Source organism: Bdellovibrio svalbardensis (assembly GCF_029531655.1).
GTDB classification, from domain to species: domain Bacteria; phylum Bdellovibrionota; class Bdellovibrionia; order Bdellovibrionales; family Bdellovibrionaceae; genus Bdellovibrio; species Bdellovibrio svalbardensis.
The window spans coordinates 871,005-897,620 of sequence record NZ_JANRMI010000001.1; the positions used below are offsets into that span (position 1 = coordinate 871,005).

A 26,616-nucleotide genomic window follows, 5' to 3' on the forward strand; every position below is an offset into this window, starting at 1 on the left:
AGAATGGACCCATTTGTGGCAGCTCCTGTAAACGGATGCAACATTATTTGTCTGGAGCGGTGTCGATCTTGCTTAAATAGTCTTTGGTGATTTTCTCGATTTCATGGTTTTGTTTCATTTTGGAAATAGCCGCGTTGAACTCTTTGATAAAATCCTTTTTATAAGGAAACTTTTTATCATCCATGCTGAAGGCCAGGTAGCCATCTTCTTCAGAGACCACTGCGACTTCTTCCAATTCGGGGGCATTTTTCGGCCACTCACCATGCTGTTTTAAGGTTTTTAAAGTGTACAAAATTGCATTGCGATCATTGACGTAGGCGTCGGTTTTTTTGGTAATTAAGTTGCGCAAATTTTGTTCGTTATTGTTGGATTCTTGGATCTTAATTTTTTTATTCTTAACGGCTTCGCCAAACTCTCTACCCGCGATATCCATCGTGCCTGTGAAAATACCAACGGTATGTCCAAACCAATCGCCGGGCCAATTTCGTTTGTTTTTATTTGCGGAATCTTTCAATGCATACACAACAACCGTTTCTTTAAGGATGGGTGTTGAATAGTCTTTGATGAAAGGACGCTCCAGCGGACGATAATAGGGTGGATAGACAGCAAAAACTTCGCGCTGTTCAAGAGCCTTCATAGCTCGTGGCCAGGGCAAAGGCTTAATCGAGACTTGGTAGCCCTTCATCTCTTTGAAGGCCCTTTTCATGATTTCAGTATAGATTCCTTGTGGGTTTCTATGTTTGTCAGCATAGGAATAGGGTTGATAAGCATCATCACAATAGACGACAACCCTAAGAGGGGCGGCGGCATGTGTGTTATTGGAAAAGCCGCCAGTGGCAGTCATTACCAAAAAGATTAAGCTCATCAGTCGCATTAAATAGCCTCATTAACGTTCAGGATTTCAGGCTCCCCATTTCGCCACTAAGAACACGGGGCTGCAACAACTTAAGAGGGCTTTGCTCCTAGCACAATAGTTTTATATGGCGTTCAATCGAGTACCACCTGTTGGGCCGATGATTTGTTGCTGAAAATTAAATTAACCAAATGATTTCAAATACTTATAAACTAACTGTTGCTTTTGCGGAAGCAAATGTGCTAAACCCTTAAAGTTCCAAAACAAATTCAAATTTCAGTTCTACACTCTGACTTCGTCGGAGTAGACGATACGGACATAGGGGATTCGCGCAGCATGCTTTATCAATGGCTTTATTCGATGGCAGATCAGTTTTCTCCGTTGAATGTATTTCGCTATATCACAGTTAGAACATTTATCGCCTTTTTCACATCTTTCCTTCTTTGCTGGATGTGGGGACCTTACTTCATCAAGCGTTTGCAGATGAAGCACTTCGGTCAGTCGATTCGTGACGACGGCCCTCAGACACATAAGAAAAAAGCGGGCACGCCAACAATGGGTGGTGGTTTGATTCTTCTATCCACTTTGATTCCATGTTTGTTGTGGGTGGACATGATGAACCCATTGGTGTGGGCTGTTCTGATTATCACTTGGGGCTTTGGATTCATCGGGTACATGGATGATTGGCTCAAAGTCAGTAAGAAGAACTCCAAAGGTCTTTCTGGAAAAATTCGTCTTGCTGGCGAGTTCTTGATCAGCGGTGCCGTGGTTGCCTACCTGGTTCAATATCACAATCTGAGCACTTCAGTGACGATTCCCTTCGTTAAATCTTTGTCGTTCGATCTTGGTTATTTCTATATCGTGTTCGCAGCCTTGGTAGTGGTCGGAACTGCGAATGCCGTGAATTTAACAGACGGCTTGGACGGACTTGCGATTGTGCCGGTGATGATCTCGGCAGCGACTTTGGGTTTGTTTGCTTATGTCACAGGTCACTTTTCTATTGCGAGCTATTTGCAAATCCATCACGTGGTGGGTGCCGGGGAGTTGGCTCCCGTGGCAGCGACGATCGTTGCCGCAGGTATGGGCTTCTTGTGGTTCAATGCCTACCCAGCGCAAGTTTTCATGGGTGACGTGGGCTCTTTGTCTTTGGGTGGATTTCTGGGATCAATGGCCGTCATCACTCAGAATGAGTTGTTGATGGTAGTACTGGGCGGGGTTTTCGTGGTCGAAGCTCTTTCTGTGATCACACAAGTTATTTCCTTTAAACTCACAGGGAAGAGAGTTTTCAAGATGGCACCAATTCATCATCACTTTGAATTGGCGGGCCTGACAGAGACGAAGATCATCGTTCGTTTCTGGATTATTTCTATTTTATTGGCTGTTCTAAGTTTGGCGACTCTCAAGTTGAGGTAAGAAATGTATAAAGAGTTTAGTGAATTAAAAGATAAAAGAATTCTAGTTGTGGGCCTTGGTAAAACAGGCGCGGCCTTGGCGCACTTCCTGACTAAGCATGGTGCCCAAGTGACGGTAACGGATCATAAATCCAAGCCGGAATTGTCTGTGCAGCTGGAACAATTGGGTGAATTGCCAATCAAGTTTGAGTTGGGTGGACACAGTCCGAAAACCTTCATCGCGCAAGATCTAGTGATCTTGTCTCCGGGTGTGCCTTCAAACTTGAAGATCTTTGATTATGCAAGATCTCAAGGTATCAAGATCACGGGTGAGTTCGAATTCTCTGCAGGTTTCATCAAAGAGCCGATCATTGGTTTGACTGGTACAAACGGTAAAACGACTGTTGCGAAATTGACTGAAGCGATCTTAACCGAATCCGGTGTAAAAACTTGGGTTGGCGGCGCGACTGACAAACCATTGGTGGAGTATCTTCGTTCAGAAGAAAAAGCCCAGGTGGTGATCGCAGAAGTTTCAAGCTTCATGCTTGAGCATTGCGATACTTTCAATCCTGGCAACGTGGTGTTCACGAACTTGGCTGAAAACCACTTGGATCGTTATCGTTCTATGGAAGAGTACGTAAATGCAAAACGCCGTATCTTCAAAAACACCAACCAAGCAACGACAAGCATCTTGAATGCCGATGACAATGCGGTGGTGGAGTTGGCGCGTGATCCAGCGGTTCAGCGTGGACGTATCTTCTACTTCTCTCGTAAACCAGCCTTGGAACCACAGATCATGAACATCGGTGGTGCTGTGAATATCGGCGACGAAATTCGCGTGCGCACAGGTCCAGAGATCGAAAGCTTCAGCATCAAAAATATGAAAATGCGTGGCAAACACTCTGTAGAAAACATCATGGCGGCGATTCTTGCTTCCCGTGAGCATGGTGCCACTCGTGAAGCGGTTCAAAAAGTGATTGAGACCTTCAAGGCTCTTCCTCACCGTATTGAATACGTGCGTAAAGTGGGCGGAGTGATGTTCTACAATGACTCTAAAGCTACAAACGTTCATGCAGTTCTTCGCGCTTTGGATACTTTCGATGAGAACGTGATCCTGATCGCGGGTGGTAAAGACACGAATTTGAACTACGAACCTCTTCGTTCAGTGGTTAAGAGAAAGGTGAAAACCTTGATCTTGGTCGGGGAAGCGAAAGAAAGAATAAATCGCGACCTTGGTGACTTCTCTGAGACCTTCTTGATCGGTACATTTGAGGAGGCGGTTTTGATTGCTTATCAAAAGTCGAGAATTGGTGACGTCGTTCTGCTATCTCCAGGATGCTCAAGCTTTGACATGTTTGACAGTTTTGAAGAACGCGGCGATTATTTCAAAGAGATCGTGAGAAAATTTCATTGATTCGACAGTCTTTAGGGACGCTGAATTGAGAATTAACAAAAGCTCTCCATCGATGGGGAGCTTTTTTTTTGATGTTTAACCTACTTCAGCGAAGCTGAAGTGCAGACCGGCCAGGAGGGCTTTGTGTTTCGTCTTTGTGCAATCGCACTTTCATCTCTCTTTCTACTTTCTGCTTGTGCTTCTGGAACGTTTAAAGCTCGCCAAGAACAACGCGAAAAAATGGCTTCTTCCACTGGCATGTATTGCGAGTTTGTTAATGGTGATACGCATCCTGATATCGACGTTGAGCTCAATTTGCAGATGGCACGTCGCTGTGATGCGAATAAGAACTTCTCAATTACCAACTATAAAAATGTCTCTGATCAAATTGGTGTGATGTATTGTTGCGCAATGCAGGGTCATGAGCCGAGAGTTTCAAAGCGCGAAAGATCAGCACCGCCGGCGCCAGCAATGACTCCGGCACAGCCTCCTGTTGCTGCGAAGCAAGCTCCAGCGGCTCCGGCTTCTGCTCCCAAAGCGGATGAGTCGAACGACGAAATCGTCGCAGAGTAGCTGTCTGCACTCCGGCATCGCCGGAGTAGTCTAGTTTTTCCCCAAGCCTAGACGTGAAACGGACTTCTGATTAAGCTAAAGGTCAGGAGTCCGCACCATGTTGAGATACTTATCCAGCAGCTTGTTTTTGGCTATCATCACTCTTTTGGGAATTGGTCTTGTCCAAGTTTACTCATCGAGTTTTATCTTCGCGATCGAATCTTATGGCGACGGTTTGTTTTTCTTTAAGCGCCAATTTATCTTTGCAATCATTGCTGTCGCAGTTCTGATCGGAACGATTCATATTCCTTTTCGATACATTGAAAAGTACGGCTGGACATTGTGGTTTGCCGCAGCGGTCGGAGTTCTTGCGACCTTTGTTCCGGGTTTGGGTGTTCGAGTGGGCGGTGCGATTCGTTGGATCCAATTGCCTTTCGGAATTCGCTTTGAGCCGGCAGAGCTTTTGAAAATTGCATTCTCTGTTTGGTTCGCAAGCTTGATGTGCCGTAAGGACAATAGCTTGGGCCGCGTGAAATGGCATTGGCTGGTTCTGGCTCTTATAGCGCCATTACTGCTTCTTTTGAAACAGCCTGACTTCGGAAGCTTTGCGATCATCATGATGGTGGGCGTGGCTTTGTTATTTGCTTTCGGATTGCAGTGGAAGTATATCGCCGGTGCCTTGGCGATTATGATTCCAGCATTCTATTTCCTGGTAATGCTTGTTCCTTATCGTCGCGCCCGCGTTTTGGCTTTCTTGGATCCATGGGCCGATCCTGCGCAAAAAGGCTTTCAAGTGATTCAAAGCATGCTCAGCTTCCATTCCGGTGGATTGACGGGAGCTGGTCTTGGTCAAGGCCAAGGAAAGTTGTTCTTCCTTCCAGAAGCGCATACGGATTTCACTTTGGCGGTCTTCGGGGAAGAAATGGGTTTTGTCGGCTTCGTGGCAATTCTGGCTTTGTATGGCTTTGTGGTCTTCCGCGGAATTCAAATCGCAGTCAAAGCTGAGGAGCCTTATAAGAGGGCTCTTGCGCTGGGTCTGAGCGTGACTTTTGCCCTGAGCGTGTTTATTAATTCCGGCGTGGTCATGGGCCTGTTGCCAACGAAAGGTCTGACCTTGCCATTCCTGAGTTACGGCGGAAGCTCTCTTGTGGCATTATGTTTTATGTTCGGTTTGATTTTAAATATTGAGAATTCATTCGAAGAAGATAGATTCTCTAAAAGATTTGGCCAATCAAATATGGGCCCGAACGGACAATCTCGTTGGAAAACTTCGAAGGTGAAAAATTCATGAGCAAAAGAAATATTGTGATTGCTGGTGGTGGAACCGGTGGACATATCTACCCAGGCATCGCGATTGCTCGGGCAATCCAAAAAGTGGATCCCAGTGTGGAGATTCACTTCGTAGGAACGGCCCAAGGCCTTGAATCCAAAATTGTTCCTCGCGAGGGATTCCCTTTGCACCTGATCGAGTCTGGTCAGCTAAATGTCAAAAGCCCCATTAAGAAAATCAAAACACTTTTGAAAATTCCTTACGGGCTTTGGCAGTCCATTCGATTGCTGATGCAGCTTAAGCCTTTGTACGTGATTGGTGTGGGAGGTTATGCCTCGGGACCCTTCGTGCTGGCAGCCAGCATGATTGGTTTTAACACCGCGATTTGGGAACCCAATGCGATGCCAGGAATGGCGAATCGTTTGCTTTCCCGCTTTGTGGATAAGTGCTTTGTGGTTTTCTCTGAAGCCGGAAAGTACTTGAAGAACGACACGGTGATCCCAGCGGGAATGCCGGTTCGTCAAGAGATTGAGGATGCAATTCACGATACGCAGAAGGATGAAAAATTCCATCTACTGGCTTTCGGTGGAAGCCAGGGCAGTCGTGTTATCAACTATTGCCTTAACGATGCTGTCAAATTAGGCGGCGACTGGGTTAAAGATCTTTCTGTCGTCCATCAATTGGGAAAGCTCGATTACCAGGATGTTTCTGCAAAATATCAAGGGGCTCCTTGTGAAGTGCAGGTTCATGAATTTATTTTTGACATGCCCAAGTATTACAAATGGGCAGACATTATCGTCAGCCGTGGCGGAGCAAGTTCGATTGCTGAAGCGGCGGCGTTCGGGATCATTCCCATAATCATTCCATTGCCTGCAGCCGACGATCATCAGCAGAAAAATGCTGAAAGTCTTGTGGCTAAAAATGCCGGCCGCATGATTTTGCAAAAAGACTTAACTCCAGAGCGTTTGATTTCAGAAGTTCAATCTTTGCGACAAGATAAAGCGTTGCGAGAGCAGATGGTTAGGAATATAAAGAGTCTCTATATTCCTCAGGCAGCGACAACGATCGCGAAGGAAATCTTACAATGAAGTTACAAAGCGCAAAATTTCATTTTGTTGGAGTGGGTGGCATCGGGATGTGCGGCCTTGCTGAACTTTTGTACAATATTGGTGCGAAGGTCAGTGGCAGTGACATTTCCGAAAACGTGAATACAGAACGTCTCAAAGAAATGGGCGTAAAGATATTTAAAGGTCATGCCGCCTCCAATGTCGGCGACGCGGACGTTGTTGTGTATTCCAGTGCCATTCAATACGGAAACCCTGAAATCTCAGAGGCTCGGGCGCGACAAATCCCATTGATTCCAAGAGCGGAAGCCTTGGCTGAAATTATGCGTTTGAAGCGCGGGATTGCAGTCGCGGGAACTCATGGAAAGACCACGACGACGTCAATGACGTCAGCGATCTTTCTTGAGGGAAACTTAAGCCCAACAATCGTGGTGGGTGGGCGTTTTGAGTTGATCAAATCAACTGCGATGCTGGGCACTGGCGAATGGATTGTGGCGGAAGCGGATGAGTCCGATGGCAGCTTCCACAAGCTATCACCTGAAATCGCAATTATTACGAATATCGATTCAGATCATTTGGATCATTTTAAAACTTTCGAGAACTTGCAGAAGTCCTTCTATGACTTCGCCCTTAAAGTTCCGTTCTATGGAAAAGTCATTGCGTGTGGCGATGATCCGATTGTTCGTCAAATCTTTGAAAACTTCCCAAAAAGAATTTTGTATTATGGATTTGATGAGCGAAATGACCTGGTTCTAAGCGGGGAGCAAGGAAACTATTCATTGTATCGCAGTGATCGCTTGTTGGGGGCCCGTCATCTGGTAGGTAATTTTAAATTGAATGTTCCGGGCCGTCACAATGCTTTGAACGCGGTTGCCGCGATCTGCGCAGGGGTTGCCGCTGGAATTCCATTTAATACTTGTGCTGCTGGGTTGCAGCGCTTTGAAGGTGTGGATCGCAGATTCCACTTCAAAGGCGAAAAGAGCGGTATCAAGGTTTACGACGATTACGGACATCATCCCACAGAGGTGCGTGCAGTGATGCAGGCCTTCCGTGAAAAGTATCCCAAAAATCGACTGGTGGTTTTCTTCCAGCCACATCGTTTTTCACGCACGCAACATTGCTGGCATGATTTCACGACAGCTTTCATGGAGGCGGATCAACTTCTGCTGACGGATATCTATCCGGCAGGTGAAACGCCAATTCCGGGAGTGAACAGCGAAAAGCTCGCTCAAGAAATGAAGCATGAAAATGCGCACTATTTCTTGCGTGACGAAAAATCTTCGCAAAAAATCGTCTCTATGCTGAAAGACGGAGACGTCTTCATCACGCTGGGCGCCGGCGACGGCTGGAAACTTGGCTTGGATGTTCTTGAAAAGATCTAGTTAAAAAAGAGCGCCAGTGGCGCTCTTTTTTTTTGGTTGAAACTTTCAGCCCGGGTGTTACTTGCGCCCGCCTTTACCGCCACCCTTTGTTGATGAAGAACCGACGATATATGCAGCAGCACCGCTGGCCTTGTAGGCGGTTGCGCTGCTGTTTGTCGCAGTCGCACTAAAGCTGTAAGAACCAGATAACACTGAAGTAGATGAGGTCACTGTCAATGTCGCAGATGCCGATGAACCTGCATTTATGGAAAGTGATGGAGATGTAAATGTTGAGTTAAAGCCGTTGAGCAAGGCACTCTGCAAGTTGAACGTTGAAGTGCCGCACTCTCCGCTGTCATTGTTTTTTATGCTGACTGCATAATTGAGTGCCGTCCCCGCTAAAGCAGTTTGAGTCGAAGGAGATATTGTTACTGTCGGATTGGCACGTGTGCATGGAGAAGTCAGAGTTATATTGACTGTGAGGCCCAAGCTGCTGGCAGATACAACCGACAGGCTAATCCCCGCAGCAGAATCAATATAGTTTTGCCCCACGACAAGTGCCCCGTCACGCAGATCATCGAAAGTGCCGCTCGAGCGACTTCCGGGGGTCATATCCAAAAGAAAAACAGCATCCGAACTTCCTTGATGTAAAGTAACACCACCAAAAATATTTTTCAGATCATAAAATGATCCAAAATTGTTAAGTCCGCTATCAAAGCCGATCGGCTGACGATATTCTAAATAGTAATAAGTCTTTTCCGAACTGACGGGGTCCACACTTTTTAGAATTTTTAAAGCCTTGGATTTTGTTCCCAGACTCTCAAAAGGTTCAATCGTATAAAATCCACTCACAGTTACTGTCGTGATCAATGAACTCGAATTGGAATTGAGCCAACCAAGTTTTTCTTTTTGAGCAGCGTTAAAATGATAATTGTAAACCGTGCCGTTTGATGTGCCATTGCCACCGCCCATCGTATCCAGGACATCTCCATATTCAAGCCAAGGGCAGTTTCCACTCAGGGTGCCAGCATCGCAATTCATTCCGTGGGCGTGGTTCAATCCAAAATCATGTCCGATTTCATGCGAAACAATCCCCACGTTGAAATTGACAACAAAGGGACCGTCATAAGCGGCGGCCTGGCTGCCACCCCAATTGCCACAATTGGAATTGCCGGGCGCTACATACAAAAATCGATTGTAGGTATTGAGGTTGATTCCAGCAGCGATTGCTGATTGTTGAGCATAAGAGGCAATCTTCGCGGTATCGCAAGACGAGGTCGAGCTCATTGGAATCGTGTACCAACCCGCGACCTTTCCAGTAAGCGACGTCTGGCCATAGGAGTTTTCTCTGTAAAAATTGGCAACACTTAATCCTGAACCAAACATGACATCTGTTGCTTGCGCCGCCGTGAACGGTTGACTCGTAGGCATGTCTTGAAAATTTATAAGAAAGACCAAAATGTTTTGAACTCCTAGGGTGCTGGTTGCGGCTGAGCTAGACAGCGGCAGAGCTAAAAGGGAGACGGCAATCGGAACGTAAGCTCTGATAAGAAATCTTCTGAATGCATTCATGTTTCCCTCCTCAGGCACTATTGGTTTCTCAGGCAAGTTAAACGAGGCTACGGGGTGACCGTAGTCTTAAACGTTAGGATGTTCGATAGGTTATTAACAGCACCGCCATCATTGACTTGAATTGAGATGGAAGCCACTCCGGAAGCTTTAGGTGTCAGGATCATTTGTCCTATCGAGTTAATGAAGCGATAGCATTTTACCTCGACAACATTTGTGTCTGAACTTTTACATTCCTGAAAAACAAAGTCTTGATTTTCAGTCGGTGATCCAGAGTTTGAGTTGACTGCGATTTGCTTCGCGAAAGGCATTGGCAAAGTTTGATCCGCGATTGTGGCAAGAATGGGAGGGTAGTTAAGTTTTATAGGATAGATAATTTTTTTTCTTGTTTCGGCTAACTTTTGAGTTCCAATCGGAGTTGCGACCAGTTCAATGGTCAGGTAATCGGCATGATCACACTGGGGCAAACTGGCCGGGCAATGAGCTGTAAATTTTGTTGAGTAAGTATAGGCGCAGTTGCTCGGGACACTGGTGTTAGGGGTGCAGGGGGCGCCATTAATGTCAAAGTAAGCGGGGTTCGCGGCCGTTCCCGAGAGAGGAATGAGAGGGGGGAGTAGTGAAGGGGGGATCGGCTTCGAATTTGGATCGTAAAAAACAAAATCTGTGGCGACATCTGCAGTACAAAAAGATTTGGAGCAAATATTTGCCCCATCGGATTTCATATTTCCGCCCATGACGCAGGGACAAAGGTCATCATTTATTAGACTTACCCTGGCGCTGATATCCAAAGAGAAATCGGAAGAGCTCATCTTCTGTTCTAAGTTTTGATTCTCAAGAACTCGTGATATTTTACTTTCATTTTGTCTATAATGCTTTTGAATTTCTAGCTGCGGTACCATGAGTATGAAAAGCATAAAGCCAGTCAGGCCAACGCAAACTGCTATTTCCGTAAGAGTAAATCCCTTGTTATTCATACTCTTTAAATAGTCCTTGTTTTTGTCACCAGAGAAAAATTCCATGGGAAGTCCTTAAGGTGTGACAGTCACGTTAAAAAAAGCTTCCTTGGAAAGGTTGTTCTCAAGGCCGCCGTCATTAATTTGAAGGGCAACTTTGGCAGAGCCAATTCCTGTTGGCTTTAACTTGATTTTTGCCGTTCCTGAAGAAAAGGGTGTATCAGGTGGGGTCGTAACTTGCACAACGCTGGAGTTAGAACTCTGACACTTTTCAAAGATAAAGTTTTGAACCTCAGAGGGGTGCCCGGAATAACCTGTGATGCTGACCTCTGTCTCTGTTGCAGATGCCAATGATAACGTGATGTCAGGGACTGGAAGCACTGAGGGAGGATAGTTGATGTTATTGAAATAGATGAGGGTGAAGTTTTGGTCTTTGATATTCTGACCTTTCACTTTGGTGTTTGGATTGGCTACAAGATGAACGGTGGCGATAAGATGTTCGGCGTGATGGCAGGTCGTTTCGTTGCCAGGGCAGACAGCCGTATAAGTTCCACTGAGGCTGTAGCTGCAATCACTTAAATCAACCGTATTGGCAGGGCACTGAGTGTTGTTTGCTTTGTACCAGACAGGAGCTGTGGGAGGGCCGATTAACCGAGCTTTTAGATTTAAATCAGAATTCGAGTCTGAAGGATCTATAAAATAGAAGCCATCTTCATTGCCAGCATTGCAGCAATTCTCGGTACAAGTGCTGGTCGTGGTGCCGAATAGGCAGGAAGCAAGATTGCTATTGAGACTTAATCCACTGGATTCGGTTAAGCTATTTGGGGTTTTTAAGAAAGTTAAGATCTGATTTATACTAAACTGTCGGGAAAATCTATGATTGGCGTAGGACACTCTGCTTTGCATATTCACGATGCTGTTGCTGTAGCTGACACAGAAAATCGAAGCTAGGACTACCAAGCCTAAGGCTAAAGGAAGTGTGGAGCCGCGTTTATTGAAGAGGAAACCTGTTTGCATTCGAACTCGTCCTTTCCGTCGGACCTATTTTAAATAGACCCTAATGACGTCATTCGGTAAAAGGACTCCCGGCTTAAATACCAATGTGGTCCCAGTTAACGAGTAATCGACGTTCGCCGTTAGCAAAATAGTCGTACCATTTCTGAGTAGTTCGACGGCATTTAGATTTGCAGCCACAACGGCTGTTAACTTGATATCGTTGGAAGCAAAAGAGGTGATCCAGGTATCCATTTGAGATAGTTGCGCCGAGTAGTCTGGTGAACAAATGGGCGTGGGTTTTGAGTTTATACCAGTTTTATTGCCAAGCGCTAAATAGCGAGTTCCTACGCTGGAACCGGTGGTCATGGGGCAAGTCGTTGCGTCGGTATGGACGATCGGCATGTAAAAAAAGTTAGACAGATTGACATGATTTTTTAGGCTTTGATAGGTCGCTTCAATAGGATCTGAGATTCCAGGAATAATATCGTACTCAATTTGAGTGGTTCCAACCGATTGATTGAACAAAGTTTCCCGACATGAGTTTGTGACATAGTTAATCGGGACTTGTAGTTGGCCATTTGTAACGTTTTCGCATATGGGCTGTGGGCTCGGATAGTTGAGACCGAGTTTATGAGTTTGGTTAAAAGTGCGACAAGATTCAATGCTGTACCCAGCGCCTATTGTGTAGATGATGTTGGGGAGGAAGGTTTTAAAATATTTTGCAACCAGGGATTCGATTTCTGATTGGGACATAAGTGGAAGATCGGCACTGCAATCTGCAAGAGAAGCATAGCTTGGATTGTAAGGTAATATGGGACTTGCTACGCCAATGGTGTAAGTCCCTGGGGCTCCGTCAATCGTAACATTTGCGGTCACTCGTAGATTGCGCAATTGAACCTTGCCATTGTAGGTGTACATATTGTCAGACTGTTTGAATTCAGTCAGTTTGCCTTTTTTGCATTTGTTAGCCTGATGCCAAGGAATGCTGAAGTCGGTTTGGTCGTCTTCATTTGTGATGACCATAAAAACGGTTGGAGTAAATTGATCAAAGACAAAAGGCGCTTTGGTGCCAGGCATTTCCAAAAACTTAAGCATTGTGCACAGAGGTGTATCGTTATCAATATTGGGAACATTAAAATACGAATCTATGAGGTTACGAAGAGATTGAACTTTATTCGCATGAAGAGTGGCGTCTTCATTCGGGATAAAAGGAAATATATGATTTATAGAATATGGTGATCCAATATAGGAAACGGGATCAAAGGTGCTGGTACTGGAGGTATCCATCCAATAGGTATTATCTATCATCTGAGAATAATAAACAAAGCCGGGCGGAATAGGATTGGGAATAGGAGAAACTTGATTCCCGGATCCATCGATATAGTATTGAGACCAAGCGGTATTAATGACTGTGGCCAAGCTATAAATACCAACGGTTACATTCATGTTAGAAAGTTTAATAATTAGATCGTCTAAGGCCACTTTGATCTGGTCTTTTGCGAAAATCATACTGTTAGAGTTATCTAGAAAAATGACCACGTTGACTGGACGGCCATTGGCGACGGTGGAGTCCGGCACGAAGGTCACAATATTGGTAAAATCGGGGCTCACAATTCCGCGCTTTTCTATGACTGCAGTTTTGAAATTGAGATAATTCAGGTAAGTTTTTGCTGTCACGGTGAAATAAGAAGCCCGATCACATGAGGTGGCGTTGTTAGGGCAGTGAACTCTAAAGGATAATTCGTTCGAGATGTTAGTGGCTGTATCACTGATGCTGGCAAATTTGAGAGGTAATTTTGTGGATAAGTTAAAAGAAAAAAATGGGTATTCTTTGGTTGTGTCGCAGTCGATTTTATCTACGGTCATGCATTGCTGTAGTTGAATATTTTCAGGAAATTCTTTGAGGGCGCCGAAGTAGACGGGTTGCGTGACAAGCTTGAGCATCTCGGTGTTTTCAATTTCTCGGTCTACCTTGGCAGCTTCTTTGGCGACCGACGAGCTCAACCATGTATTCATTGACGCGACACCGGTGACTACGACGCCGCAAATACCGATGGAGATCAGTATTTCGATTAATGTAAACCCACCGTTTTGCCACTTCAATTTATCGTTAGTGATCACTGGTGTTTCTCCCCGTCACTACTCTTATCGACATAAATGCGAGGTGTATTTATGATTTGCGAACTAAAGATGCTCCCAGGATTTCTTGAGAATTACTGTCGTTCAGAATCGCCAGGGGGTGATCTTGCGTTTCAAAGAAGAACAGGTCTCATTGCAATTCGGTCATAAGATTTGAAGGATGAGCCGAACTTCCTCTCGGAGTTTTTTAAAGTGAGAGCCTTCCCAGTAAACACGGTGACAGGTAGGGCATTCAAAGAAGTTCTGGTAAAAGCGGAAGGTGTTTGGGTCTACGCGGTCTTTGAGCGATTCCTTTGGAATTTTTGCGATGATCGTATTGCATTCAAAGCATCTTGATAAAGGAATATTTCCCAAGTCCGAAAATGTCTTTAAAATTTCGATAAGTTGTTCTTGCGGTTTCTCACTTTGGACAAGATAAGCTTCGCCAGAGGGAATCGTTCGGTAGAACTTCTGATCTTTGGTCAAAATAATTCGCTTCTGTGAGGCCGCCGCAAAATAGATTTCTTTGTCAGAGGTTTCCTTTAGGGCGATGGAGTCCACACCCATCATGCGGAGCTTTCTTAATAGACCCAAGAGATTTTCGTCGACCAAAAAGGCGATGTTCATAATAGAGATTCCATATTCAAAGATTATCTTCCTTCTAGCTTTGTGTTTTTCGAATTGCTAAATGCCATAGATTCCAATTGCTTCAAAGCAAGTACATGTATTGCTCCCGACCTATCTTGTCCCACGACGGAACTTTATCTAAATTGATTTTTCAAGTTTAACGACTCAATAAAGTCGAAGGAGTGATTATGGAAATGTCTAAAGAAACACCAGTGGGACCATCTAAAGATACAATGGAGGTTGGCCGCAAGCTCGTAGAGCTTTGCAAGAAGGGCGACAACATGAAGGCGGTTGAGACACTTTATTCACCTGATATCGAGAGCATTGAGGCGATGCAGATGCCAGGCATGGGCAAGGAAAAAGGTCTTGAAGCGGCAATAAAGAAAAATCGTATGTGGATGGACGAGAATGAAGTCAACTCGATGAGTGTGGAAGGGCCTTTTCCTCTGGGGGATCGTTTTGCAGTTCACTATAAATACGATACGACAAATCGAAAGTCGAAAGAACGCATGAAGATGGAAGAGGTGGCACTCTATCAAGTGAAGAATGGGAAAATCGTGAAAGAGGAGTTCTTCTACACGATGTAGGAAGCGATCGGCTGAGTATCTTTGGAGGCTCAGCCGATTTCAATCCAGATTAGAGATTCTTATCCCGCAACGACTTTGGTCAATTCATTCACCACGGACTTCATGATTAGCGACTGACTGTTTAATTCTTCTGAGGCGGCAGAACATTCTTCCGCAGAGGCGCTATTGGCTTGGGTTATTTTCTCCATGCCGGTGAGGGCTTGATTAATCTGGCCAATACCCATTTCTTGCTCGCGACTGGCTGTCGAAATTTCAGTATTCAAATTTGAAAGTTGTTCGATCGTTGTGACGATCTCTTTCAAAGAAGCCTCACTTGCACGCACCACTTGGTGGCCCTGTTCTACTTTGGTGGAACTTTCATTGATAAGAGTTGAAATCTCTTTCGCTGAAGTGGCGCTTCTTTGGGCAAGGCTGCGCACGGCATCCGCCACGACCGCAAAGCCCTTTCCATGTTCGCCAGCACGGGCGGCTTCGACAGAAGCATTCAAAGCCAAAAGGTTTGTTTGGAAGGCGATATCATCAATGACGGTGATGATTTCTTCGATTTTTTTAGAGCTTGCGGCAATCTCATCCATGGAGCCGGTTAGTTTCCGAACTTCTTTCTCACCACGATGAGCTTTTTCCGAGGCACTCTGGGCCAGATCTTTTGCCAAGGTGGCATGCTCAGTATTTCGCTTCACCATGCTGGAGATTTCTTCTGTTGAAGCAGAGGTCTCTTCAATAGAGGCAGCCGCTTGGACTGAAGATTGAGTGAGGTTTTGACTCGATGTCAAGATTTCAGAGCTGGCTTGTGAAACTTGATCCCCAGCGGACTTCAATTTGGAAATTGCTGTATGCAGTGAGCTTAAGTTTGCACGAATCAATATAAAGGAAACTGTAAGAATCGCCAGTGCAATCAGGGCTGTCCATATAAAGATCGACATGTTGGCAGAGGATGCTGCCGCATTCACTTTGTTAACAGAAGATACAACGGCGAAAACTCCATGAAGCTTTCCATCTTTCCAGTCTTCCATTGGAAATCCCAAAATATCTTTTCCATTTTTCCAGGGCGAGTTGGCAGGGGCGCCATGGCAAAGCAGACAGCCTTGAGCTTCGGATAGCCGAACGGGGTGATAAACTGTCACGTCAGTTTTCGACTCCTCGACGATTTCGTGAAGATTGGGATCCGCCTCGAAGCGCTTTAATATTTCAAGCTCGCTGACGGTGGCTTTGTTCTCTTTGCGACGAGGTTCGTCGGAGAAGACGCGAAATTTGTAGTCGTCTTTCTCAGCTCCGTCAAAGCCTACTTTGATGGAGGCAAAGATAGGCACTTTGCGAAGGATGCGGTTTTGCATCTCTGGGCTGAGGTCGCCGTTTGGATAAGTTGCGATAGCTCGGCTGATATCGGACTCAAGTCCTCCTTGAGTTGCGATGTAGGTGCGGATGGACTCCAAGCGAGAGAGAATGGCTCTGGATTTTTCCACGAGTTGTTCTCGTCCCTGGGAATGAATTTTTGCAGATGAGATGGCAACCGCCGCGAGTGTGCAAATGACGATCGAGCCCGCGATGTTGAGGATGATTTTTGTGCCCAGTTTCATTGGTGATTCTCCGATTTGAGTCATATCGGAGAATTCAATGATTACAATATAGACATAAAATCGCGTTGTTTGATTTTCAACCAGGGTTTGATCGACCTAGGTCCTGATTTCTTTTCAAGCCTGCGGAGCATTTCATTGTAAGAGGCTTTGTTGCTAATCTAAAGCAGTCCAGTAAAGGATTTGCGGAGTGTGGAACAGTGAAGAAGTTCGTATTTAAACTTATTTTTGGCTTTGTGATTCTTCCTGTCTCTGTGGCTGGGACTTTATTCTATTTAAATAAAACTGGATTTTTCAATATTCAGAAAATCGAAGTGGTTCTGGAAAGCCCGACTCCGGGGCAAGAGCAGTTTTTAAAACCTAATGTCGACGGTTTGGAAGTTGCGCTTGCCAAGTACAAAGGTCTTTCTCTTTGGAATATCAAGATGAAGGGTATTTCGAAAGACGTCTCTCAATTTGATTGGGTTGAGAGTGCGATGATCACGCGCAGTTGGCCCGCGACCTTGGCGATCAAGGTAAAGCCCTATGAAGTGAAATTGCTTTTGATGGGGAAAGCAGGGAAGCTTGTTCCTATTATTAAAGATGGCTCTTTTCTAGCTCCCGTCGATGCGAAACAAGCACCTGATGTTGCGTTGTTGGACGGAGAAAGTTTTGCGAAGAAAGCGGAGCTTAGAAAAAAAGCAGTTGATGTGATCGAGCAGATACCTGCTGAAGGATCGTTCAGCAAAAAAACAATTTCTGAAATTCGTTTCGATGAAAAAGAAGGATTTTGGATGACCATGATTAAGACCGGAACCCGCGTGAAAATGGGTGAAGATCAAGTGGCACTAAAGTCTGCTCGTGTAAGTCAGGTCGTTGAATATCTCGAAACCCGCCAGTTTGACGCGCGCGTCATAGACGCGAATCTGTCAAAGAAAGTCCTTGTCAGGTTGCGTAAGGATCCCTAAGCTTAAGTCTGGAAGACCGATCAAAGTCGGGGCTAGCTCCGTCTTTTAAAACCTGCAAAATGATTTTGCAGTAGGGTCCCCAGACTTCTCATAGAAGAATTCTAAAGAGAACTTCTAAAGGGCAAAGGCTTAAGGATGAGTACAGCAAAACCAAAAGCACCCGTATTGGCTGGTCTAGATATTGGTTCTACCAAAGTTTGTTTCGTTATCGGAACAGTCAATCCAGAGGGCAAAATTGAAGTTGCAGGAGTTGGAACAGCTCCAAATACGGGCATCCGTCAGGGTGTTGTCGTCAATATCGAAGCAACGACAGATTCAATCAGAAAAGCAAAAGAAGAAGCAGAATTAATGTCCGGCTACACTGTCTCTGACGTGTGGGTGGGGGTTTCTGGTTCGCATATTTCTTCGTTCGACTCCAAAGGCATGGTCGCTATCAAAAATCGTGAAGTAACAACTTCCGAAATTGAACGCGTGATCGAGGCGGCTAAGGCCGTGGCAGTGCCAGCGGATCGATCTGTTTTGCATATCCTGCCAAGAGAATTCAAAGTCGACGGCCAGGATGGCATCACTGATCCAGTAGGCATGTCAGGTATTCGCCTTGAAGTTCAAGTGCATATCGTGACAGGCAGTCAAAGTGCTATCAATAATTCAGTTAAATGTGTTGAGCGTGCGGGGCTAAAAGTCGCAGGCTTGGTGCTTGGTCAGTTGGCCTCTGCTACAGCAGTTATCTCTAACGACGAAAAAAATCTTGGCGTCGTAGTTGTAGATATGGGCGGCGGCGCAAGCAACGCACTTTATTTCGTGAATGGCAGTGTCGCACACTCTTCAACAATTCCAGTTGGTGGCCAGCACTTCACTCATGATGTGGCTGTGGGTTTAAGAACTCCGCAGTTTGCAGCTGAAGAAATTAAGAAAAAACATGGTTGTGCTATGGCCTCCATGGTGAATGAAAATGAAACTATCGAAGTTGAAGGCGTCGGCGGTCGTAAGGCTCGCGTGATTCCTCGCAAAGACTTGGCAGATGTGATTGAGGCAAGAGCAGAAGAAACTGTGAACTTGATCGCAAATGACATTCGTATGAGCGGTGTGATGCCAATGCTTGGCGCCGGCATTGTTCTTACGGGTGGTGCAAGCCAGCTTGATGGTTTGATTGAAATGGGCGAGTTTATGTTTGATATTCCGGTTCGCAGAGGTTCGCCTCAGCAAATCGGTGGCCTGACTGATGTTGTGAAATCTGGAGAGTTCGCGGCAGCAACAGGATTGTTGATGTATGGTTTGAGTCAAAGAAAAGATTTGATGAATCAGAATCAGCAAGAAACAGAGATCAATCTTGGTGAGTCACTGAACGGCATCACGAAGAAGCTCAAAGAAATGTTAGAAAAAGTATTTTAAAGTTTTAGTTTTTACTCGGTGGGGGCTGGAGGCCTCTGGAAATAGAAATTGGTCGTAGATTTTATGACCGCAAATATGTCGGGAGGGACACATGTTTGAACTAGAAGAGAATATCAATATCGGCGCTAATATTAAAGTTGTAGGCGTAGGCGGCGGCGGAAGCAATGCAGTCTCTACAATGATCGCTTCTGAAATGAGCGGCGTTGAATTCATCGTTGCAAATACAGATATCCAAGCTTTGAACGCAAACAAAGCATCTAACAAAATTCAATTGGGTCTGGATTTGACTAAAGGTTTGGGCGCGGGTGCAAACCCTGACGTGGGTCGCAGAGCTGCGATCGAGTCTTACAATGAAATCGTAGAAAAGCTTGAAGGTTCAGACATGGTTTTCGTTACTGCAGGCATGGGCGGCGGAACGGGAACTGGTGGAGCTCCAATCGTAGCGAAAATCGCTCGTGAATTGGGTGCCTTGACTATCGGTGTGGTGACTAAGCCATTCCAGTTCGAAGGTAAAAAACGTGGCAAACATGCTGATGCTGGTTTGCAAGAGTTGAAAGAAAACGTTGATACTTTGATCGTGATTCCAAATCAAAAACTTCTTTCTATCGCTGCAGAAAGAACTCCACTTCTTGAGACATTCAAGAAAGCGGACGAAGTTCTTCTTCAAGCGGTTAAAGGTATTTCTGATTTGATCAACATCCGTGGTTTGATCAACTTGGACTTCGCCGATATCCGCACTGTTATGTCTTCTAAAGGCATCGCGATCATGGGAACTGGCGCAGCTAAAGGTGACAACCGTGCGGTTGAAGCGGCTACAGCAGCGATCTCTTCTCCACTTCTTGAGAATGTCAAAATTGACGGTGCAACTGGCATCATCATCAACGTAACTGGTGGCGCGGATCTTTCATTGTATGAAGTGAACGAAGCTTCAACATTGATCACTGAAGCGGCTCATGAAGATGCAGAGATCATCTTCGGTGCGGTTATCGATGAGAGCATGGGCGATGAAGTTCGCGTAACTGTTATCGCGACTGGTTTCGACGCTCACGACGTGAAACTTGTGAACGACATGGCTCAAGTAAACCAAATGCAATCTTTCTTGAACCAACAAACGGCGCAATTCAATAACATGAACATGAATCATGCTAATCACATGAACAACATGGGAATGGGTATGCACCAAATGCCGCAAATGCCACAGATGCCTCAAATGCCTCAAATGCCTCAAATGCCATCTATGCCGCAAATGCCGCAATTCCAGATGCCACAGATGCCTCCAATGCCACAGATGCCACCACAAATGGCTCAGTCTATGAATCAGCAAATGCCTCCAGTGGAGCTTCCACCGATCGCTGCGGTTCAAACTCAAGTGATGACTTACACTCATCCGGATATGGCTCAGTCCCCGGGGGCATCCCAGGCCACCGTTACTGAGACTGTGATTGTTCCGCCAGTAGCACCTGTGACTCCACAAGTAGCCCAACAAGCGGCGCAAAGTATGGTTGCGCAGTCAGCGCAAAACATGGGTCAAGAGATGCCAACTCCGATTCAACCACAAACTGAATCTGGCGTTTCGCCTCGCGATTTGTTGCTAGCTAAAGCTCGCGCTTTCAAAGAAAGCCAAGAGTTGAAAGCTCGCCACAACAGCCCAGAGCAATTGTCTATGAACGTTGATCATGAGCAGCAATCTTTGGAAGAAGCTCGTCGCATGGCTCGCGAAGTTTTGAGCTCTCCATTCTCTAGCCAAAACTTGGAAGTACCTGCGTTCATCCGCAAGAAACAAGGTTTTGATCTAAACAATAAAGAATAGTGGAAGCCTGGTTTATATCCGACATTCACTTAAAAACCGCTGAAGAGCGCAACGGGCAAATCCTGTTGCGCTTTTTGCGTTCTTTGCTGGAAACGAGCGGTCCCGATGGCCGTACCAAGACAGCCCCCAAGCAGATTCATCTCTTCCTGCTGGGTGACATTTTTGACCTGTGGATTGGCGGCAGCACATTCTTTGCCGATCAGTTTAAAGATCTCATGAACGCCCTTGAACAATTCATCAAGGCGGGTGGCCGAGTCACATATATCGAAGGCAACCACGACGTTCATATCGAAAGATATTTTCAAAAGAAATTGGGCGCGGAAGTCTTTGTTGAGGCTCAATACTACACGATTGATGGTTTAAAAGTTCGTGTTGAGCACGGAGATTTGATCAATCTGAATGACATCAAATACTTGAAATATCGCAGCATCATTCGCAATCCACTGCTCAAGCCATTGAGCTATTTAATTCCCGGCTGGTTCTGGAGTCATGTTGGCAATAAAGCGAGCAAGAAAAGCCGAGCTAAGAGTGGACAGTATCGGGTTCAGAATGAAGATCAGCTGATCGGCATGATCCGTCACCACATTCCTCGTGCTTACAATGAAGGCCCTTTTGATTTGATCATCTCAGGCCATATGCATGTTTTTGATGACCACACTGTCAAAATCCAAAACCACGAAGTCCGTTCTATCAACCTGGGCTCCTGGTTCGAGGAAGAAGTTCGAGTCTTCCGCCTTAAAGACGGCAAGGGCGAATGGATCAAGATTTCCTAGAGAATCCTTTTTTACTGACCCTATTTGATCTGCATATAATTTGACGCAGCCCCAGTCCTTTTCTAGAGTTTTCAAAACACAGGAGGACGGTATGTCCATAATCTCTCTGAAAGCACTTCCCGCAGTGCTGCCGATATCATTCTTGCTCATCATCTCAGCCTGCGCCCATAAGCCTACGACATATGTGGGGCTGGCAGATGAGGGAACCTCCTTCGTCAAGACCGTCAGCTCGAAAGGTTTGGACTGTGAGAAAGTTTCCATTGAATCGACCAGCAGAGATTTCAGCGTGCTTGATCTGAAGAAAACCACTTTTGATGAAGCATCAATCTGCGAAGCAACTCTGCCAAAAGATGCCGCCATCGTTCGCAGTGGCTCTGGAGAGATCACCATTCCCAAGAATCCGAGAAGGATCGTCATCATGGGTGATACCGGTTGTCGTTTGAAGAATCAAAATGGCAAAGGGCCAATTCAAAAGTGTGAAGATGAAAAAGAGTGGCCGTTTTCTCGCCTTGTTCGCGCCGTCGAGAAAGAAAACGCGGATCTCATTATTCATGTCGGAGACTACCACTACCGCGAAGCTTGTACGGATCCTGTAAAGTGCAAACCCTACGAAGGAACTTTGGGGTATGGTTTCAAACCCTGGGAAGCAGACTTCTTAAGACCCGCAGAGATTCTTTTGAATCAAAAGCCTTTTATCTTTGTGCGTGGAAACCATGAGGATTGCAAACGTGCTTACGAAGGTTTCAATAAGCTTCTATCGCCAGTGGGTGAGCAGACTTGCGTAGAAGATCAGGGAACTCGTTACACCAGCTTCGGAAATTTTTTGATTGTCAATTTTGACAATGCCACGGTCGACGACAAGCCGTTGGATTCCAAGTCAGCGGCATTTAAGTCGCTGCAAGACCGCTACAAGAAAATGATTGAGACTTTGAAAGCCCGTCCTGAAACAGAAGTGTGGTTGATTACCCATCGACCGATCTGGGGTTTGGCGCCAAGTTGGTCTGGCCCTGGAGTCGCACCTGTGAACATCAACATGGAAGCCGTTGTGCGCGCGACACCTTTGCCATCTAAAGTGAAGATGGTTTTTGCGGGACATATTCACTCATTCCAAATCGCTCAAGGCAATCATCCGCCGGAATTGATTATTGGTGAAAGTGGAACATCGTTGGATATCTATGACGAAGCGACTCGCAAGGTTATCCCACCAGGTTATACAGTATTTCCATCCGATCACGGATACGCATTGTTAGAGAGAGACGCGAGTGGGAAGTGGATCGCCGCTATTAAGTCATTTGACGGGGCCACAGATTTTGTGTGCAAGGTCAGCGAAATCGGCATTCCTTGCGACACAATAAAATAAAATCTAGAAGCACTTGCTCACTTTGTTTGGCGTGAAGTTGTAAATCATCACGCCGCCATCTTTAAGAATTCCCCGTTTTAATTGATCCAAGTAAGGAGGCTCACCACCTAAAGTGGCGCGGCCTCTTTTCATCGTATCAATTGTTCCCGCAACTCCAAGGCAACCTTGGGTCGGAGTGTAGGGGTCCCAGCCGTGCAGTAAAACGCCACGTCCAAAGATATCCTGATTACCAGGCTCTAAGCCCACCAGCTCAATACCATCGCGAATGTTGCCACCGCGTGGTGGTTTGTAGGACTTGGTCATGATGGCTCCGTCAGGAGTTCGCATCGAACCTTTTCCCTGGCCAAAGCCACCTTCCCCGCGAGAAACCCAAATCGGATTTCTATCGAGGACTTGTGCCAGAGAGCCATCTGAATTGAAGAAATACATTTTACCCATGACTCCACCGGAAGAGAAATCATTGAACATAAAGATGTCTTTTGAAGTTTTGCCGTCGGCTTTAGCTTTTTTGAAAGCATCTAGAGCTTGTTGTAGGCCACAGCCAAACTTCTTATCATCTTTCAAGTGGTCAGGAAGTTGATTCGTACAAGCAGGAATGACTTCCTTCGATGGTCCCAAGAGTTTATTCGATTTTTCAATTTTCTCTGACATCGCAGAGGCCATCGCCTGCGAAGGTGTGAATTTTTCCTGAACAGGGGTGACTAACGATTTTGGTTTTTCACCCAAGCCAAACAAGTTTAAAAACCAGTTTATGAAATCAAAACCACCGGTTTTATAAACGGGAATATCAGAGGAAAGAGTGCAGCTTTCAGAAGTCGCACAACCGGCATTGCCACTGCCCAGATCTGTTTTAGAAACGACGAGTTGATCATTGCTCGAGAGAGCTTTGAGGTCATCAGCATCAGACGAAGTGTCTGAAGTCTTAAGTGATTTCACTTTATAAAGAGTGTTGTTGTCGACTTCTTGAAATCCTGTTTCGCTGGTGGTGCTTTTCACTGCAGGATTAAAGAACGAGCTTTTCGCATCCACAGGTTTGAGTGTGATGGTGGAGTCTTTGCGAATGGCTCCCACAGGCATGACGGCCTCGTATGAGGGACTTTCCGCGTGGGCTGCATGAAATGAAACAACGAGTAGTGCAATTTTAATAAGACTCATATTCCAAGGCTAAATCACTGTGGAATTACATATAAGACCAGAAATAGATCGAAAGGACTTTTGTGTAACAGAAGAACTCGTAGCTGGACGTTGATCTGGGTGCGGCGTTTCGAAATGAGACCGTGACGGGGAAGTTCCATAATTATGGAACAACTATGGATTCGCTCTCTGTCTTGGGCTTTGTTAAAATTATTCAAGAAGCAGATCGGAGTCCGCGATGTTCAGTGTTCTTTTGGTCGAAGATGATCCACAGATTTCTAAAAGCCTAAGTATGAGTCTTCGCTATAGCGACTATGACGTTGCAGTGGCCGAGACGATTGGGGATGCCTGGACGAAGATGGCGGCGATGACCTATGATATTTTGCTTTTAGATGTGAACCTGCCTGATGGAACCGGCATTGAGCTGTGTGAAAAAGTTCGCGCAGCCGGCAAAGAAGTTCCAATTATTTTTCTAAGTGCGCGCACAGATGAAGAGACTGTGGTGACCGGCATGAACATCGGTGGTGACGACTATCTTCGCAAACCTTTCGGTACCGAAGAGCTCAAAGTGCGCATGAATAAAGTTATGAAAAGGCAGGGGGCACCCGCACCACGGAATTCTTTGATGGTGGGTCCTTTGACGATGGATTTTAACAAGCGAACTGTTCAGTTGCAGGGACAGCCTTTAAACTTGGGCAAACGCCAGTTTGATATTCTGGCGATTTTAGCGAAGAAGGCGGGGGATGTTGTGACCCGCGAAAATATTCTTCTGCAACTTGATAACAATATGGAGCTGTATGATCGCACGATTGATTCACACATGAGTCATTTGCGAATCAAATTGCGCGATGCCGGTGATGCCATCCAGATTGTTCCCGTCTATGGAGTGGGCTACCGACTTCAGTGGAAGCAGTAAGATAGCATGAAAAATCTGACTTACTTAAAGCTATTTTTGGTGAGTGTCAGTGCGGCTCTGGTTTTGAGTTTGATCTCAATTCTGTGTTTGATTAAGTTCTCGGATATTTCTTTTCGACCGCATCGTTTGAGCTTGTTGCAGTTTGTAGCACGATCAATTGAAACAAATCCCAAAGGTTTGGTTCTTCCTGATATTCCGTTCGGACCTCCAAGAGAAGGACCTCGGCCGCCACACCGGCATGATGACTTTCCACCACCGCCTCCACCAGGTGGTCCCGGTGGTATGATGGGGCGTCCTCCAGGGCCTCCCCCAGGCGGTCCGGAGTTCCCAGAGTTCTGGATTATCTCAGCATCGGATCAGGTTGTGGCGGGCGATGAAAAGCGCTTGCCAAAAGCTGTGATGGGATTGGCAAAGCCCACCGATGTGCATGGTCTCACTTCGACGGACCGGTTTTGGAATTTCTTCGATCGAACATCAGTCATGCGTTTGGATCATGAGCCTGCGGCATACTTGGTCATTTTCGAAAGGCGCAATCCTTTCCGTGGACCTTTGTTTTTCACGCAGGGAATCTTTACTTTCGCCACGGTGGTGGTCGCATTGTTCCTCGCTTTGACGATCACATTCTCTTATTTGCGTCAGAAATCCGAAGAGGCTCGCTCTGTACTTCTGCGTCTGGAGCGCGGTGATTTAAAAGCACGCTTTGAAATCAAGCCTTTTGACGAATTCGGGGGGCTGTTGCTGGATTTCAATCGCATGGCTCATGAGATCGAACGCTTGGTCAATCGGGTTCGGGAAACAGAAAGTGCGCGAAGCCATTTGCTGAGTGAACTGGGACATGACTTGCGCACGCCTCTGACAAGTTTGACGACGTCATTTGAAACTCTCAAATTCCATTTTAAGAAAATGACGGACTCTGATCGCGATGAAGTTTTTACGATGATCACCGCCGAGGTGGAGTACTTTAAAGAGCTGCTTGAGAAACTCATGACGATCGCGGAATTGGACGAACCTCATTACAAGAAATCGACGGATCTCATTGACCTGTCGAGTCTGGTGCAGCAAGAGCTGCGTTTCAGACAAAGTTCCAGCGCGGCCTCGGGAAAAGATTTTAGTTTTACGGCAGAAGGTCTCAACGGTCAGCAGGCGATGGTTCTGGGTGATTCATATTTGCTTCTTCGACTTCTCAAGAACGCGGTCGACAATGCCTCTCGCTATGCAAAAAGCAAAGTGATGGTTGCCATTGTTGATCGGGATGAGCATATCGAGGTTTCAGTTGCCGATGATGGCCCCGGAATGGATCAAGCGGGCTTGGCAAATTTCGGAAAACGTCAGGAGCGTCGCAAACGCCGTGAAGAGGGGACGGGCCTGAACTTTTCGTTAGGTTTAGGTTCGGTCATTATGAAGACCATCGCAGAATTGCATGGAGGATCTTTAGAGGTCGGCAATATCGAAAATGAGCAAGGCATTCAGGGAGCGATTCTGAAGGTTCGATTTCCCAAATCTAAAAATGCGTAAAAGGTACGACGCACTTTATGTGTGTCGTACCTTATATATCAACCTAGTGGCAGATTACGCGAATGGCGTCGTTGGTTTGTGCAAGGGCCTTGTTGAGCTCACGAAGGGCAAACAGGGCATTGGGGTCTTTAGTTGAGCAATTCTCTGTGACCAGGCTCAAACCTTTTTGATAAATATTTCTGTAGACCTTGGCAGCTTCGCAAGGGGAAAAACAGATAGGCTGGGCATTGATATACTCTTGCAGGGCTGAAGAAATATCTTCATCGGTGCAAGGAATCGCGAAAGATGAAGATGCTGCAAAAGAAAGAACTAAGAGCGCAAAAATATTTTTCATAAGACCTCTGGAGTAAAGTGAGGTCACTTATCTACAGATGTCGGCCCAATGTTTCAAATGACAATATTGTCATGAGGGTAAAAATGAAAAAGGCATTCCTCGGAATGCCTTTAATTGATCCAATATG

22 protein-coding genes and 1 pseudogene are annotated in these 26,616 nt (G+C 45.8%); 14 read left to right on the plus strand and 9 right to left on the minus strand.

The genetic code is table 11. The features are described from left to right. Positions 1-43 precede the first annotated feature (43 nt). Positions 44-865 carry a substrate-binding periplasmic protein gene (locus NWE73_RS04145; RefSeq protein ID WP_277577018.1) on the minus strand — a complete coding sequence of 274 codons (822 nt, stop codon included), beginning with the start codon at positions 863-865 and terminating at the stop codon, positions 44-46. A gap of 324 nt (positions 866-1,189) precedes the next feature. Here NWE73_RS04145 and mraY point away from each other — a divergent pair, with 324 nt between their 5' ends. From mraY to murC, 6 genes are all read left to right on the plus strand, one after another. Continuing rightward, a complete protein-coding gene (gene mraY / locus NWE73_RS04150) occupies positions 1,190-2,266 on the plus strand; it encodes a phospho-N-acetylmuramoyl-pentapeptide-transferase (protein ID WP_277577019.1) in 1,077 nt (358 codons plus the stop codon). Between the two features lie 3 nt (positions 2,267-2,269). Further along, positions 2,270-3,658 (plus strand): UDP-N-acetylmuramoyl-L-alanine--D-glutamate ligase, encoded by a 1,389-nt coding sequence (murD, locus tag NWE73_RS04155; RefSeq protein WP_277577020.1) that lies wholly within the window; start codon positions 2,270-2,272, stop codon positions 3,656-3,658. Between the two features lie 123 nt (positions 3,659-3,781). Continuing rightward, positions 3,782-4,210, plus strand: coding sequence for a hypothetical protein (locus NWE73_RS04160; protein WP_277577021.1), 429 nt, complete (start codon positions 3,782-3,784; stop codon positions 4,208-4,210). 97 nt (positions 4,211-4,307) lie between these two features. Beyond that, complete coding sequence (gene ftsW / locus NWE73_RS04165; RefSeq protein WP_277577022.1) at positions 4,308-5,480, plus strand: putative lipid II flippase FtsW; 1,173 nt, start codon at positions 4,308-4,310, stop codon at positions 5,478-5,480. Next, on the plus strand, positions 5,477-6,547 hold the full coding sequence (murG, locus tag NWE73_RS04170; protein WP_277577023.1) for an undecaprenyldiphospho-muramoylpentapeptide beta-N-acetylglucosaminyltransferase: 1,071 nt from the start codon (positions 5,477-5,479) through the stop codon (positions 6,545-6,547). The genes ftsW and murG overlap by 4 nt, the downstream gene beginning before the upstream one ends. Then, positions 6,544-7,905 (plus strand): UDP-N-acetylmuramate--L-alanine ligase, encoded by a 1,362-nt coding sequence (gene murC, locus NWE73_RS04175; RefSeq protein ID WP_277577024.1) that lies wholly within the window; start codon positions 6,544-6,546, stop codon positions 7,903-7,905. Before murG ends, murC begins: the two co-directional genes overlap by 4 nt. Positions 7,906-7,962: 57 nt before the next feature. Here murC and NWE73_RS04180 read toward each other — a convergent pair whose 3' ends face one another. The 5 genes from NWE73_RS04180 to NWE73_RS04200 all read right to left on the minus strand — a co-directional run bounded on the left by NWE73_RS04180 (position 7,963) and on the right by NWE73_RS04200 (position 14,147). Beyond that, complete coding sequence (locus tag NWE73_RS04180) at positions 7,963-9,456, minus strand: hypothetical protein (protein WP_277577025.1); 1,494 nt, start codon at positions 9,454-9,456, stop codon at positions 7,963-7,965. 47 nt (positions 9,457-9,503) lie between these two features. Continuing rightward, positions 9,504-10,472 carry a hypothetical protein gene (locus tag NWE73_RS04185; RefSeq protein ID WP_277577026.1) on the minus strand — a complete coding sequence of 323 codons (969 nt, stop codon included), beginning with the start codon at positions 10,470-10,472 and terminating at the stop codon, positions 9,504-9,506. A gap of 9 nt (positions 10,473-10,481) precedes the next feature. After that, a complete protein-coding gene (locus NWE73_RS04190; RefSeq protein ID WP_277577027.1) occupies positions 10,482-11,423 on the minus strand; it encodes a hypothetical protein in 942 nt (313 codons plus the stop codon). Between the two features lie 24 nt (positions 11,424-11,447). Beyond that, complete coding sequence (locus tag NWE73_RS04195) at positions 11,448-13,523, minus strand: type IV pilus modification PilV family protein (RefSeq protein ID WP_277577028.1); 2,076 nt, start codon at positions 13,521-13,523, stop codon at positions 11,448-11,450. Between the two features lie 162 nt (positions 13,524-13,685). Then, complete coding sequence (locus NWE73_RS04200; protein WP_277577029.1) at positions 13,686-14,147, minus strand: Mut7-C RNAse domain-containing protein; 462 nt, start codon at positions 14,145-14,147, stop codon at positions 13,686-13,688. A 188-nt stretch (positions 14,148-14,335) separates the two neighbouring features. On the opposite strand from NWE73_RS04200, the gene NWE73_RS04205 reads away from it, so the two are divergent. After that, complete coding sequence (locus tag NWE73_RS04205) at positions 14,336-14,734, plus strand: nuclear transport factor 2 family protein (RefSeq protein WP_277577030.1); 399 nt, start codon at positions 14,336-14,338, stop codon at positions 14,732-14,734. Between the two features lie 59 nt (positions 14,735-14,793). Here the strand turns inward: NWE73_RS04205 and NWE73_RS04210 are convergent, their stop codons facing one another. Beyond that, the gene (locus tag NWE73_RS04210) at positions 14,794-16,335 is read right to left on the minus strand and encodes a methyl-accepting chemotaxis protein (RefSeq protein ID WP_277577031.1); all 1,542 of its coding nucleotides are present in this window, start codon (positions 16,333-16,335) and stop codon (positions 14,794-14,796) included. Between the two features lie 173 nt (positions 16,336-16,508). On the opposite strand from NWE73_RS04210, the gene NWE73_RS04215 reads away from it, so the two are divergent. From NWE73_RS04215 to NWE73_RS04235, 5 genes and pseudogenes are all read left to right on the plus strand, one after another. Further along, positions 16,509-17,255 carry a cell division protein FtsQ/DivIB gene (locus NWE73_RS04215; protein ID WP_277577032.1) on the plus strand — a complete coding sequence of 249 codons (747 nt, stop codon included), beginning with the start codon at positions 16,509-16,511 and terminating at the stop codon, positions 17,253-17,255. A gap of 135 nt (positions 17,256-17,390) precedes the next feature. Further along, entirely contained in the window at positions 17,391-18,647 is a 1,257-nt protein-coding gene (gene ftsA / locus NWE73_RS04220) for a cell division protein FtsA (RefSeq protein WP_277577033.1), read from the plus strand. A gap of 91 nt (positions 18,648-18,738) precedes the next feature. Further along, positions 18,739-19,737: pseudogene (gene ftsZ / locus NWE73_RS18105) on the plus strand (cell division protein FtsZ); the annotation flags it as partial. Between the two features lie 719 nt (positions 19,738-20,456). After that, a complete protein-coding gene (locus NWE73_RS04230; RefSeq protein WP_277577035.1) occupies positions 20,457-21,230 on the plus strand; it encodes a UDP-2,3-diacylglucosamine diphosphatase in 774 nt (257 codons plus the stop codon). 91 nt (positions 21,231-21,321) lie between these two features. Continuing rightward, positions 21,322-22,590 (plus strand): metallophosphoesterase, encoded by a 1,269-nt coding sequence (locus tag NWE73_RS04235; RefSeq protein ID WP_277577036.1) that lies wholly within the window; start codon positions 21,322-21,324, stop codon positions 22,588-22,590. Between the two features lie 3 nt (positions 22,591-22,593). On the opposite strand, the gene NWE73_RS04240 is transcribed toward NWE73_RS04235, so the two are convergent. Further along, positions 22,594-23,745 (minus strand): hypothetical protein, encoded by a 1,152-nt coding sequence (locus tag NWE73_RS04240; RefSeq protein WP_277577037.1) that lies wholly within the window; start codon positions 23,743-23,745, stop codon positions 22,594-22,596. Positions 23,746-23,962: 217 nt separating this feature from the next. Between NWE73_RS04240 and NWE73_RS04245 the strand changes: the two genes are divergently transcribed. Both NWE73_RS04245 and NWE73_RS04250 read left to right on the plus strand, forming a co-directional pair. Next, positions 23,963-24,640: a response regulator transcription factor gene (locus NWE73_RS04245; protein ID WP_277577038.1), complete on the plus strand. Its 678-nt coding sequence runs from the start codon at positions 23,963-23,965 to the stop codon at positions 24,638-24,640. A 6-nt stretch (positions 24,641-24,646) separates the two neighbouring features. Further along, on the plus strand, positions 24,647-26,155 hold the full coding sequence (locus NWE73_RS04250) for a sensor histidine kinase (RefSeq protein ID WP_277577039.1): 1,509 nt from the start codon (positions 24,647-24,649) through the stop codon (positions 26,153-26,155). A gap of 43 nt (positions 26,156-26,198) precedes the next feature. Here NWE73_RS04250 and NWE73_RS04255 read toward each other — a convergent pair whose 3' ends face one another. Then, positions 26,199-26,489, minus strand: a complete 291-nt coding sequence (locus tag NWE73_RS04255; RefSeq protein ID WP_277577040.1) for a hypothetical protein — start codon at positions 26,487-26,489, stop codon at positions 26,199-26,201. Between the last annotated feature and the right edge of the window lie 127 nt (positions 26,490-26,616).